The 12759-nt window shown below is 61.4% G+C and carries 11 protein-coding genes; 3 read left to right on the plus strand and 8 right to left on the minus strand.

Annotation, left to right across the window (positions count from 1 at the left end; translation table 11 throughout):
* Positions 1 to 34: 34 nt before the first annotated feature.
* Positions 35 to 1504, plus strand: coding sequence for an NAD-dependent succinate-semialdehyde dehydrogenase (locus LLY24_RS08350; protein ID WP_259035825.1), 1470 nt, complete (start codon positions 35 to 37; stop codon positions 1502 to 1504).
* 83 nt (positions 1505 to 1587) lie between these two features.
* On the opposite strand, the gene purH is transcribed toward LLY24_RS08350, so the two are convergent.
* From purH to ppa, 8 genes are all read right to left on the minus strand, one after another.
* Positions 1588 to 3168, minus strand: a complete 1581-nt coding sequence (gene purH, locus LLY24_RS08355) for a bifunctional phosphoribosylaminoimidazolecarboxamide formyltransferase/IMP cyclohydrolase (protein WP_259035826.1) — start codon at positions 3166 to 3168, stop codon at positions 1588 to 1590.
* Positions 3169 to 3211: 43 nt separating this feature from the next.
* Entirely contained in the window at positions 3212 to 3535 is a 324-nt protein-coding gene (fis, locus tag LLY24_RS08360; protein ID WP_259035827.1) for a DNA-binding transcriptional regulator Fis, read from the minus strand.
* On the minus strand, positions 3532 to 4572 hold the full coding sequence (gene dusB / locus LLY24_RS08365; RefSeq protein WP_259035828.1) for a tRNA dihydrouridine synthase DusB: 1041 nt from the start codon (positions 4570 to 4572) through the stop codon (positions 3532 to 3534). The genes fis and dusB overlap by 4 nt, the downstream gene beginning before the upstream one ends.
* Positions 4573 to 4736: 164 nt before the next feature.
* Positions 4737 to 5645 carry a 50S ribosomal protein L11 methyltransferase gene (gene prmA, locus LLY24_RS08370; protein ID WP_259035829.1) on the minus strand — a complete coding sequence of 303 codons (909 nt, stop codon included), beginning with the start codon at positions 5643 to 5645 and terminating at the stop codon, positions 4737 to 4739.
* A 187-nt stretch (positions 5646 to 5832) separates the two neighbouring features.
* Positions 5833 to 7176: an acetyl-CoA carboxylase biotin carboxylase subunit gene (gene accC, locus LLY24_RS08375; RefSeq protein WP_259035830.1), complete on the minus strand. Its 1344-nt coding sequence runs from the start codon at positions 7174 to 7176 to the stop codon at positions 5833 to 5835.
* A 31-nt stretch (positions 7177 to 7207) separates the two neighbouring features.
* Entirely contained in the window at positions 7208 to 7663 is a 456-nt protein-coding gene (gene accB, locus LLY24_RS08380; protein ID WP_259035831.1) for an acetyl-CoA carboxylase biotin carboxyl carrier protein, read from the minus strand.
* 252 nt (positions 7664 to 7915) lie between these two features.
* Complete coding sequence (gene dsbD, locus LLY24_RS08385; RefSeq protein ID WP_259035832.1) at positions 7916 to 9766, minus strand: protein-disulfide reductase DsbD; 1851 nt, start codon at positions 9764 to 9766, stop codon at positions 7916 to 7918.
* 90 nt (positions 9767 to 9856) lie between these two features.
* A complete protein-coding gene (ppa, locus tag LLY24_RS08390; RefSeq protein WP_259035833.1) occupies positions 9857 to 10390 on the minus strand; it encodes an inorganic diphosphatase in 534 nt (177 codons plus the stop codon).
* Positions 10391 to 10618: 228 nt separating this feature from the next.
* On the opposite strand from ppa, the gene LLY24_RS08395 reads away from it, so the two are divergent.
* Together LLY24_RS08395 and LLY24_RS18370 are read left to right on the plus strand one after the other, a co-directional pair.
* Entirely contained in the window at positions 10619 to 12334 is a 1716-nt protein-coding gene (locus LLY24_RS08395) for a bifunctional protein-serine/threonine kinase/phosphatase (protein ID WP_259035834.1), read from the plus strand.
* A gap of 125 nt (positions 12335 to 12459) precedes the next feature.
* Complete coding sequence (locus LLY24_RS18370) at positions 12460 to 12753, plus strand: transposase domain-containing protein (RefSeq protein ID WP_427854547.1); 294 nt, start codon at positions 12460 to 12462, stop codon at positions 12751 to 12753.
* Positions 12754 to 12759 lie beyond the last annotated feature (6 nt).

A 12759-nucleotide genomic window follows, 5' to 3' on the forward strand; every position in this document is an offset into this window, starting at 1 on the left:
CTGCCTTGGACGACCACCGCGTCAGGAGTTTGTCATGGAAGCGCTCAACGAAATTCTTAGCGAAACACAGCTTTACTGCCCCTTTGCCTACATCGATGGCAGCTGGGTCGCCGCCGATAGTGGTGCTCAGATCGACGTCGTCAACCCGGCCACCGGCGAGAAAATCGGCGATGTGCCGCGTTTGGGCAAGGCGGAGACGCTTAGAGCCATCGATGCGGCCGATGCGGCGCTGCCTGCCTGGCGCGCCCAAACGGCGCAGGAGCGCGCCGATCTCTTGCTCAAGTGGTACGACCTTATGCTCGAGCACCAAGAGGATTTGGCGCAGCTGATGACGCTTGAGCAGGGCAAGCCGCTCAAAGAGGCGCAGGGGGAGATTACCTACGCCGCCAGTTTCCTGCGCTGGTTCGCCGAAGAGGGGCGGCGCATCTACGGCGAAACCATTCCGGCTGCCAAATCCAATCAGCGCATCGTCGTCACCAAGCAGCCTGTTGGCGTAGTGGGCGCCATTACGCCGTGGAACTTTCCCGCAGCGATGATCACCCGCAAGGTAGGCGCTGCGCTGGCGGCGGGCTGCACCATCGTGGTCAAGCCCGCAAGCCAAACGCCGCTTTCGGCCACCGCACTTGCCTATCTTGCCGAGCGCGCCGGTATACCCCGGGGCGTGTTCAACGTGGTACCCGGCAGCGCCAGCGAGATTGCCAAGGCGCTGACTACCTCGCCCAAGGTGCGCAAGATCACCTTCACCGGCTCCACTGAAGTGGGCCGTCAGCTGATGGCGCAAGCGGCCGAGCACGTGCAAAAAATCTCGCTCGAACTGGGTGGCAACGCCCCCTTCATCGTATTTGAAGACGCCGATCTCGACGCGGCCGTCGAAGGCGCCATGGCGGCCAAGTTCCGCAACGCCGGGCAAACCTGTATTTGCACCAACCGCTTCTTGGTTCAGACCAGTATCATCAACGCCTTCTGTGAGAAGCTGGCGGCGGCGATGAATAGCGAGCTGAACGTGGGTAACGGCGTTGAAGACAACGTCAACATCGGTCCGCTGATCGATGAAGATGGCGTCAAGAAGGTCAGCGAGCACGTTCAGGACGCCGTCGATAAAGGCGCCGAGCTTCTGCTTGGGGGGCATCCGCACCCGCTGGGTGGTAACTTCTTTACCCCAACGCTGATTGGCTTTGCCAGCGCCGAGATGAAAGTGGCCCACGAGGAGACCTTCGGGCCGTTGGCGGCCGTTTTCCCCTTCGACGACGAAGAAACGGCCATCGAAATGGCCAACGACACCCAGTATGGACTTGCCTCGTACTTTTACTCGCGTGATATGGCGCGCGTATGGCGGGTGTCGGAAGCGCTGGAGTACGGCATGGTGGGAATCAATACCGGCCTAATCTCCAACGCCGCAGCGCCCTTTGGCGGGGTCAAGGCATCCGGTCTTGGCCGCGAGGGTGGCCACCAGGGGCTCGATGAGTTCCTCGAAACCAAATACCTGTGTATCGATTTGGGCTAGGGCATCAACCAGGCTATCAACGAAGAAGGTCGGCATCTGTCGACCTTCTTGTTAGTGCGCTGACGCTGCGATCAAAACCTCGATCAGTGACGGAAGTGGCGCATGCCGGTGAAGACCATGGCAATGCCCGCTTCATTGGCCGCGTCGATCACCTCTTGGTCGCGCATCGAGCCGCCCGGCTGGATCACTGCGGTGATACCCGCTGCGGCCGCTGCATCGATACCGTCGCGGAAGGGGAAGAAGGCATCCGAGGCCATGACCGAGCCTGGCACCGAGAGACCCTCGTCGGCGGCCTTGATGCCCGCGATCTTGGCCGAGTAGACCCGGCTCATTTGTCCGGCGCCCACGCCAACGGTCTGACCCGCTTTGGCGTAAACGATGGCATTGGACTTGACGAACTTGGCCACGCGCCAGGCAAAGCCCAGATCGCGTAGCTCCTGCTCGGTGGGCGCTCGCTCGCTGACCACGGTCAGATCGTTCGGGCCCACCATGCCGTCATCGCGTTCTTGCACCAAAAGCCCGCCGTTGACGCGTTTGTAGTCCAGCGCCGTTTCGGGCGTGCCGGGCCAATAAGCGCTGACGTCGAGCAGGCGAACGTTCTGCTTTTCGGCCACGATGGCGCGCGCTTCGTCATCGACTCCAGGGGCAATGATGACCTCGACGAATTGACGATCGATGATCGCGCGAGCGGTCTCGGCGTCGAGCATCACGTTGAAGGCGATGATGCCGCCAAAGGCGCTGGTGGGGTCGGTGGCGAAGGCTTTGTCGTAAGCTTCGAGCGCGCTGGCGCCCACTGCCACGCCGCAGGGGTTGGCGTGTTTGACGATCACGCAGGCGGTTTCATCGAAGGCTTTGACGCATTCGAAGGCGGCGTCGGTGTCGGCGACGTTGTTGTAGGAGAGCGGCTTACCCTGCAGCATCTCGGCGGTCGCGACACTCGGGGAGGTTGCTTCCGGGTCGACGTAGAACGCTGCCTGCTGGTGCGGGTTTTCGCCGTAGCGCATGTCCTGACGCTTGCTCAACTGTAGGTTGAAGGTGCGCGGGAAGCGGGCATCTTCGTCGCGCACTTTGCGGCCCAGGTAGTCGGCGATGGCGCCATCGTACTTGGCGGTGTGCTCGAAGGCCTTGACCGCCAGATCGAAGCGCGTGGCGTGGCTTACGATACCGCGGTAGGTCTTCATCTCGTCGATGACGCGAGAGTAGTCACCGGCATCGACAACGATGGTGGTGTGCGCGTGGTTCTTGGCGCAGGCGCGGACCATGGTCGGGCCGCCGATGTCGATGTTCTCGATGGCATCGATGAGCGTACAGCCTGGCTTGGCAACGGTCGCGGCGAAGGGGTAGAGGTTGACCACGACCATATCGATGGGGTCGATGTCATTTTCGGCCATGACCGCATCGTCCTGACCGCGACGCGCGAGAATGCCGCCGTGGATCTTGGGATGCAGGGTCTTGACCCGGCCATCCATGATCTCGGGGAAACCGGTGTGCGCGGAGACCTCCGTGACCGGGATGTCGCTTTCCTGAAGCAGGCGGAAAGTGCCGCCGGTGGAGAGAAGCTCTACGCCTAGGTCGGCGAGTTCACTGGCGAACTCGGTGATGCCGGTTTTATCGGAAACGCTCAGAAGGGCGCGGCGAACGGGGGTGACGGGGCTATCGGCCATTGTAGTGCTCATGTGCATCGATGAGAAAAAACAACGCCCCATGTCATGGGGCGTCACCTTCGAGAAGTCCGTACTGCTTGAGTTTTTTGCGCAACGTGCCACGGTTGAGACCCAGCACGTCGGCAGCGCGCGTCTGGTTGCCGTCGGTGTGTTCCATGACACAGGCAAGCAGGGGCGCTTCCACTTCGGCCATCACCATGGCGTACAGGTCGGAGGCCTGCCCACCATCGAGATGCTCGAAGTAGCGGCGCATGGCCGCCTCGACCGCTTCACGCAGCGGCTGTGGTGGCGGCGTCGACGCGACCGATTCGGCCGCAGAGGGCATTTGCATCCACACATCTTGAGTCAGCAGATCGCGTTCGGTCATGCAGCATTGCTTCCTTTAGCGAACAAGGGCGCTTGAGCGTCGGGGGAGATGGCGCGATCAATCCATTCGAACTGTTCCGCGGGTGACGTCAGCGCATTGAATTGTTGTTTTAGCGCACGCTGCTGCTCGGCAGTAAAGCGTGCGTCACTCTCTATATGCCAGCCTACGTGCTTGCGGGCAATACGTACGCCCATGGTCTGGCCATAAAATGCGTGCAGCGCAGCCAAATGCTCGCCGAGAACCGCGCGGCGCTCAGCGAAGCTCGGTGGCGCCAGCGTCTGGCCTTCGGCAAGGTAGTGGCGAATCTGTTGGAAAATCCATGGATTGCCCTGGGCGCCGCGCCCGACCATGACCGCATCGGCACCCGTATAGCCTAGCACCCAGGCGGCCTTTTCGGGCGAATCGATATCGCCATTGGCAAACACCGGAATGCCGATGCGCGACTTGATCTCGGCAATGGTGTCGTACTCGGCGTTGCCGGTATAGCGCTGCTGGCGGTGGCGACCGTGAACCGCTAGCGCCTGAATGCCGGCCGCTTCGGCCATCTTCGCCACGCGCAGGCCGTTGTTGCTATCGGCGCACCAGCCGGTGCGGATTTTGAGCGTCACGGGAACGTCGACGGCGGCAACCACGGTGGTAAGAATCTCGTTGACCAAGGGTTCGTCGCGCAGCAGTGCCGAGCCCGCCGCTTTGTTACACACCTTCTTCGCCGGGCAGCCCATGTTGATATCGATGACTTCGGCACCGAGCTCGACGTTCAACCGCGCCGCCTGGGCCAGCATCTCGGCGTCGCCACCGGCGATTTGCACCACGCGCGGGCCTGGCTCCCCGGTATGGTCCATACGCAGCTGGGACTTGCGCGTGTGCCATAGGCTCGGGTCGGCGGTGACCATCTCGCCCACCACCCAGCCCGCGCCGAGCCGTCGGCATAGCTGGCGAAACGGACGGTCGGTCACGCCCGCCATCGGCGCCAGAATGACGGGATTGCTCAGACGATAAGGGCCCACGGCGGGGGCGGGAAGTACGGCATGGGTCATAGCAGTATCGGTCGTACGATCGGTGTGAAACGGCGAGTAGGGCGTTCGAGGGAGCGTATGATACGCCTACTCGCCAAAGGGGTGAAGGTTGACAGCGCGCTAATTCGCTTTTTAACGGCGTTTTACGTCTACGGTCGTTCCGCTGACCTCTTCTCGCTATTGGCTTAGGGGCGCTTGCCGGTCAGGCGTACCCAGCCTTCGCGTATCACGGGTTCATCCATGCTAAGACCCTCGGCGCGGTAGGCGTCGAGGACCTCATCGGCCTGGTTGGCGAGAATGCCCGAAAGCGCCAAGCGCCCTTGCGATGCCACGTGCCCGGCAATCGTCGGGGCAAGCTCGGTCAGCGGCCCGGCCAGAATGTTGGCGATGACCACCGGGTAGGTGTTAGGCGCGAGCTGCTCGGGATAGTAGAGATCGAAGGCCTCGGCGGCAATGGCGTTGCGCTCGGCGTTGTCACGGCTTGCTTGAAGCGCCTGGGGGTCGATATCGGTGCCGTCGGCGTGCGTGGCACCAAGCTTGAGCGCGGCAATGGCGAGAATGCCGGAGCCGCAGCCTACGTCCAGTACCTGCTTGCCTTCGAGTTCACCGGCCACCGCCAAGCCATCGAGCCATTCGAGGCAGAGCGCTGTGGTGGGGTGAGTGCCGGTACCAAAGGCAAGGCCGGGGTCGAGGATCAGGTTGACCGCTTCGGCGTGGGGCGGCGTATGCCAGCTAGGCACGATCCAGAGCCGCTCGCCCATCTGCAAGGGGTGGAAATCGTCCATCCACTCGCGCTCCCAGTCGCGATCGGCCAGCAGCTCGTATTCGATGGTGGGGCACGCTTCGCCGGGCACGCGTTCGGCCCAGGCGGCCTCGATACGCGCGAGCATGGCATCGATGCCTTCGAGATCGTCATAGAGCCCGGTGAGAATGGTGTCCTGCCACAGTGGCGTCGTGCCGCGTTCGGGCTCGAACACCGGGTCGTCCTGAGCGTCTTGCAGGCCGATGGCGGTCGCACCCTCGTCCACGAGCAGCTCTTCGAGTAGCTCGGCCTGGTCGGGGGCGACGTGTGCTTTGAGTTGAAGCCACGGCATGACGGCGTGCTCCTTGTAATAGTGAAACGTAAAAAAGAAAGCGTAGAAGTATGAACGCGTAAGTACGAAAGCGTAGAAGAAGGCAGTGATTGAGCAGGCCTTATTGGCCGAAACGCAAAACGACGTGGGGCGGCCAAGCCATCCCACGTCGCATCATCTCACCGCTGAAGCTTACCGCTGAGCTCCATTACTGGGCGCTAAGCTTCTTCTCCAGATAGTGGATGTTGACCCCACCCTGGCGGAAGGCGGTATCGCGTACCAAGTCTTTCTGCAGATCGATGTTGGTCTTGATGCCTTCGACCAGCAACTCGTCCAGGGCATTGCGCATGCGCGTCAGCGCGATCTCGCGGTCGGCGCCCCAGGTGATCAACTTGCCGATCAGCGAGTCGTAGTGCGGCGGCACGCTGTAGCCGGTGTAGAGGTGCGAATCCATGCGAACGCCAAGCCCGCCCGGTGCGTGGAACAGCGTCACCTTGCCGGGTGAGGGCATGAAGGTGCGCGCGTCTTCGGCATTGATCCGGCACTCGAAGGCGTGGCCGTTGAGCTTGACGTCTTCCTGGCGAATCGACAGCGGCTGACCAGAGGCGATACGCAACTGCTCTTTGACGATATCAACGCCGGTGACCATTTCGGTCACGGGGTGCTCGACCTGTACGCGGGTGTTCATCTCGATGAAGAAGAACTGGCCATCTTCATAAAGGAACTCGAAGGTGCCCGCGCCGCGGTAGTTGATCTCGATACAGGCCTGACGACAGGCTTCGAGGACGTTCGCGCGCGCTTCGGGATCGATACCGGGGGCCGGTGCTTCTTCCAGCACCTTCTGGTGACGACGCTGCAGCGAGCAGTCGCGATCATAGAGGTGAATGGCGTTGCCCTGGCCGTCGGCAAGCACTTGGACTTCGACGTGGCGCGGCTTTTCGAGAAACTTCTCCATGTAAACCGTGCCGTCGCCGAACGCCGCCTGGGCTTCGGTTTGGGTCACGGTGATGGAGGAAAGAAGCTGCGCTTCGCTGTGCACGACACGCATGCCGCGACCGCCGCCGCCCGCGGCCGCCTTGATGATGACCGGATAACCGATGCGCTTGGCCGTGGCCAGATTGGCGGCTTCGTCTTCGCCCAGCGGGCCGTTAGAGCCCGGTACGGTGGGAACGCCCGCTTTCTTCATCGCCTCGATGGCGCTGACCTTATCGCCCATCAGGCGGATGGTGTCGGCGCGCGGGCCGATGAAGGTGAAGCCCGAACGTTCGACCTGCTCGGCGAAGTTGGCGTTCTCGGAAAGAAAGCCGTAGCCCGGATGGATCGCGCTAGAGTCGGTGACCTCAGCGGCGCTGATCAACGCGGGGATGTTCAAGTAGGACTGGGCCGAGGAGGCCGGGCCGATGCAAACCGCTTCGTCGGCAAGGCGAACGTGCATCAGTTCGCGGTCGGCTTTGGAGTGCACGGCGACGGTCTTGATGCCCAGCTCTTTACAGGCGCGCAGAATGCGAAGGGCAATCTCGCCGCGGTTTGCAATGAGTACCTTGTCCAGCATGGGAGAGTCCACCCGAATTGAATGTGAAAGATTAGGCGATAACGATCATCGGCTGGTCGAACTCGACCGGCTCGCCGTCTTCCACCAGGATGGCCTCGACTACGCCGTCACGGTCGGCTTCGATCTGGTTCATCATTTTCATCGCTTCGACGATGCACACGGTATCGCCTTTCTTGATGGTGTCGCCCACTTCGACGAACGACTTAGCGCCCGGCGCCGGGCTGCGGTAGAAAGTACCGACCATCGGCGAGTTGACCGCGTCGCCACGGAAGCTCGCGCTTTCGGTTGCGGGTTCGCTGGCAGCCACGGGCGCTGCGGTCGGTACGGGGGCAGGCTGGGCGTACTGCGGCATCGGCTGGGGCTGCCAAGCGGTACCGTTGGGGTGACGACTGATACGGACGGACTCTTCGCCTTCCTGAATTTCGATCTCGCTGATGTTGGACTCTTCCAGCAGTTCGATGAGCTTCTTGACCTTGCGAATATCCATGAGACGTAACCCTGTACTTTAGATGAATGAAAATGGTCCATGCCGTGCGGCGAATCTGGCGGCGCCAAAGCGCAGTAAACCAGAATATGAAATCAAGAGAACGCTGCACGTTGACGAACGTTAACCCGTGGACAGCCCTAAAAGGAGAACGTTTCGCTAATGTGGAGGCGAAGTTTGCCCAAAAACGGGTTTATTGTCCAGCGACGGCCCTGGCATTGTGAAAACGCTGTTTTCTTAAGCCGAGGCGCTACGTCATTCGTCTTGTGCGACCCACGCGCTGACGGCTTGGAGATGGTCGGCAAGCTCAGCGGCCGAAAGTTCGCCCTGAACCCTTGCCGGGCGCAGTTCTTCACCGTTATCGAAGAACAGAAGGCTTGGCGGGCCGAAGAGGCCGAAGTGATCGAGCAGCTCGCGGCTTTCGGCGTTGGTGCGAGTAACGTCGACGGCGATGGTGACGTAGTCCTCAAGCGCTACCGCCACGCGCGGATCAGGGTAAACGTCGCGCTCCATTAGCTTGCAGGCGATGCACCATTCGGCGGTGAAGTGCACAAAGACCGGTCGCTCTTCATCGTTCAGGACGCGCTCAAGCGCATCGAGCGAGGAGACCATGATGAAGTCGGGCGCTTGTGTGGCGGAGCTTACGCCACTGCCCGAATGACCGCCGCCCAGCGCCGCCAGAGGGCGCAGCGGGTCATTGCCGCCTTGGGCAGCGCCGAGCGTCATAGCGATGCCCCAGGTCAGCAGCAAGATGCCCAGCGTCTGGCGCGCGCGCGTCCAGCCCGAAGGGGCGTTCAGCGTTAGCGCGCCCAAGGCGAGCGCTGCGCCTATGGCGAGTGCTGCCCACAGCAGGAGCGCCACGGGACCGACGACCAGACGTTCGATCATCCAGATGGCGACGCCCAGTAGCAAGAAGCCGAAAGCGAGTTTGACGCCGTTCATCCACGCTCCCGTCCGCGGCAGCAGGGTGGTGCCCAGCGTGCCTACCAACAGCAGCGGCGCGCCCATGCCTAGCCCCAGGGCAAAGAGTACGGCAGCACCCAAGGCGGCGTCGCCAGTGCTGGAAATGAACACCAAAGCACCTGCCAGGGGTGCTGTCACGCAGGGTGAGACCACCAGTACCGATAGCGCCCCCGCCACGGCCAAGCCCAGCGGGCCGCTCTGCTGGGCGCGCGCCTGTAAGGCTTCGATGCGTCCGGCCAGGCGGGGCGCCATGCGTAGATCGAAGCCGCCGAGCATGGCCGTTGCCAGTAGTATGAAGAGTGCGGCAAAGCTTCCTAGCACCAGCGGCGACTGCAGGTGCGCCTGTAGATTGAGCCCGGCACCGAACAGGCCCATGAGTACGCCGACGCCCGCGTAGGTTAGCGCCATACCCAAGACGTAGCTCATAGAGAGTGCGAACGCGCGTGTTTTAGTCGGGTTTTGGCCCACGATGATCGACGAAAGAATCGGCATCATGGGCAGCACACAGGGGGTGAAGGTGAGTCCTAGGCCGGCGAGAAAGAATAGACCCAGCGCCAATGGAAGGCTTGCATCCTGCAGCAGACGAGTAAAGCGGCCATCGGCACTTTGCGGGGCGCTAAGCGGGGCTTCTTGGCGGGGAGTGTCAACGGCGCTGGCACTGGTGTCTGTACGATGCGGCGCGTTGGCAAAGGCGGCGGGCGCGTCGCTCTCTTGGGCTACGAGCGTTACCCGTTCGGGCGGATAGCAAAGCCCAGCATCGGCGCAGCCCTGAAAGGTGAGGGCGACATCCAGCGGGCCCGAATAGGTCTCGTTCAAGGGGGCCGAGAACACCACTTGATCACGATAAACGTCGACGTCACCCATGAACTCGTCGTGGGTGCTAATACCGGGGGGCAACGCAAGCGCCTCAAGCGTTACGCCGTCATCGAGGCTTTCGAGGGCGAAGCGGTGGCGATAAAGATAATACCCTTCGGTGGCCTCTACGCCGATGTAGACGTTATCGCCATCGTGCCAGGCGCTCGGCACAAAGGCCTCAGAAACCGGCAGAAACTCATCCTGAGACGAGGAGAACCACTGCGCCTGAGCGCTTAGCGGAAGTAAAAAAGCGAGCGTGAAGAGTAAAAAGCGCAGCTGACGAAACAAGCGGGAATCCTTACATCGACGAACGAGCAGATAGCAGAAGGCCACCCGAAGGTGGCCTTTAGAGTACCAGGAGCGGACAAGGTTTCGCCGTTACTGGTCTTTTTGGTAGGCCGCTGCCGATTTCTCGATTGCCTTGCGCGCCGCGTCGGCGCCGTCCCAGGACTCTACCTTCACCCATTTGCCTTTTTCGAGGTCTTTGTAGTTCTCGAAGAAGTGGGCGATTTGCTGGCGCAGAAGCTCGGGCAGGTCGGTGACTTCCTTGACGTCATCGTACAGCGTGGTCAGCTTGCCGTGGGGCACACAGACGAGCTTGGCGTCTTCGCCGGCTTCGTCGGTCATGTTGAGGATGCCTACGGGGCGCGCGCGGATGATGCTGCCCGGCGCGACCGGATAGGGCGTGACGACCAGCGCGTCCAGCGGATCCCCGTCATCGGCCAGCGTGTGCGGAATGAAACCGTAGTTGGCCGGGTAGAACATCGGCGTGGCCATGAAGCGGTCGACCATCAGCGCTTGCATGTCCTTGTCGATTTCGTACTTGATCGGCGCATGGTTGGCAGGAATTTCGATTGCCACATATACGTCGTTCGGCAGGTCCTTTCCGGCGGGGATATTGTCGAAGTTCATCGTTGAGTCCTTGGTAGAGCAGTGGCTGTGCCATCGATGTAAACACGTATATCCCGCTGATTATACGAACACCACTGCGTGATTACCAATAGCGATCGGTGTTCGCCTGGGCATCGCTTGGGCCGCAAGACGTGTATCATGGGCGGATCGATATCCATTTTCGGTTCGCCATCTGTTTGGTTCGCACAAGCCTTGCCTGGCTGTATACCGGCGCTTTAGGAGGATGACGTGGCGCACGCCCAGTTGCTTATCAGTTACGGACAAGCTTTCGTCGCCCCCGAAAGGCGCAAGCATCGAAGCTCGATGTCGGTGCTGCTACCCGAGCAGCCGGTGCTCAAGGTAAAGGGCGGCTGCGCGGTCATCAGCGATTCGCTATCGCGCAATACCATGGCCAAGCAGGCGGGCGATTTGAGCGTGCGCGGTTTTCTCGCCGACTACTACTCCACCCCCGAGCATTGGGAGGTCAAGACCTCGGCTACCCGGGTCTTACGTGCGCTCAATAGCTGGTGCTATAGCCAAAGCCAGCACGTCAAGGAGGGCAGTTTCGTCTCCTCGATGTCGATCATGGTCTTTCGCGGGCGCGATTCGCACCTGTTCCACATGGGCGACACCTTGGTCTTTCGCCTACGCGGCGCCGAGTTCGAGCAGCTCACGCGCGATCATGTGACCGATCTTGGCGGCTATCGCTACCCGTCGCGTGCGTTGGGGATGGATGGCAGCGTCGATATCGACTACACCCAGTTGCCCCTCAAGCAGGGCGATCTCTTCCTTTTTACTACCCAAGCCGTGCGCGGCACACTCCTACCGTCGGACTATGTGCGCCTGATCCGCCAGGACGCAAGCGACCTGGACGCTGCCTGCGAGCGGCTGGCAAACGAAGCCAAGCAGCGTGCCCAGGAGCGTGGCTACGGCGGTGAGCAGTTCTGTTTTCAGCTGTTACGCATCGACGAGCTTCCCGAAGAGGATCTCGAACGCCCCGGCCAGCTGTATGGCGATTTGCCGATACCGCCCGAACTTGCGCCGGGGGACCGGCTCGACGGCCTCGAAGTGCAGGCGGTGCTGTCGCGTACCGCGCAGTCGCGGGTCTACCGCGTGCGCGACGTACGCAACGAACGTGAAATGGTGCTGAAGGCGCCGAGCCCGGAACTTTCGCTACGCAACGCCTATCTCGAACACTTTCTGCTTCAGCAATGGGTCGTCGAGCGGATCAAGTCGCCCTTCGTGGTCAAGGTGATGGAGCCTTCACGCCCACGGCGCTATCTCTATTACCTGATGCAGCACGTCGAGGGTGAAACGCTGCGTGAGTGGGCCAAGCGCCACCCTCAGGCAAGCCTGGTGCAGCGCTTGGATATCGCCAACCAGCTTGGTAAGGCCGTACAGGCGCTGCATCGGCGCGACGTTTTGCATCAGCAGATCACGCCCGATAACGTGCTCATCGACCCCCACGGCCAGGTGCTTTTGACCGATTTCAGTGCCTGTCACCTGCGCGAGATGGATGGCTACCGTCAATCCAGCGAGCTGCTGCGTCAGATCGGTTTCAACGAGCATACGGCGCCCGAGTATGCGCTGGGCAACGCCGTCGGGCGGCGCAGCGATCAGTATGCGTTGGCCTCCACGGTCTATTGGCTACTCACCGATGCGCTGCCCTACGCCTTGACGCCCAATCACCTGCGCAGCCATACCGATCTCGAGTCGCTGAGCTACCGCAGTGCGCGCACTACGAATCCTGAGATAACGCCTGCGCTCGATGATGCGCTTCGCCGTGCGCTGGATCCACAGCGGGCGCTGCGTTTTCGTCGCCTGTCGGAGTTTCAGCATGCGCTGCGCGTGCCGCTTGGGCGCACACCGGCGGCCGCCGAGCCGCGTGGGGAATCGCGGCGTTTTTGGCAGGGTGTGGCCGGTATCCTACTTCTGCTGTTGGTGCTCTCCTGGCTGCTGCGCTGAGCGCTCTTGTCACTCGTAGGCGTGAACAGTCATGCAAAACCAATCACGCAAAAAGAGCAGCCGGGGCTAATGCTAGTCAGTTAAGGCTGAGGCATTGACCTTTAGTCCTCAAGCCGCAAAATTCGATGTTTGGAAACGAGCATCGGATTTTTTATGCGCCTGCCAGGAGTGTTGTCCCTTACCCACGAATGGCTGCACACTTTCATGCTCATAAATGGCTCGGCAAGCTGCTTGATCTCGGAATCGTCAGGCAGGCCTGTGAAAGGGCGGGTGTCTCGACCATTCGCAAACGGCGTCTCCCGCTCGAAAGCCTGGTCTGGTGCATCATCGGTATGGCGCTGTTTCGCAAGATAGCCGTGGCGGCTTACATCGTGGCGGTCAAATGTGGCTACAAAGGCGAGGCGTTTCCCGGCTGGTAGGCACTC

The organism is Halomonas dongshanensis (genome assembly GCF_024790395.1).
In the GTDB taxonomy this organism is placed as follows: Bacteria; Pseudomonadota; Gammaproteobacteria; order Pseudomonadales; family Halomonadaceae; genus Vreelandella; species Vreelandella dongshanensis.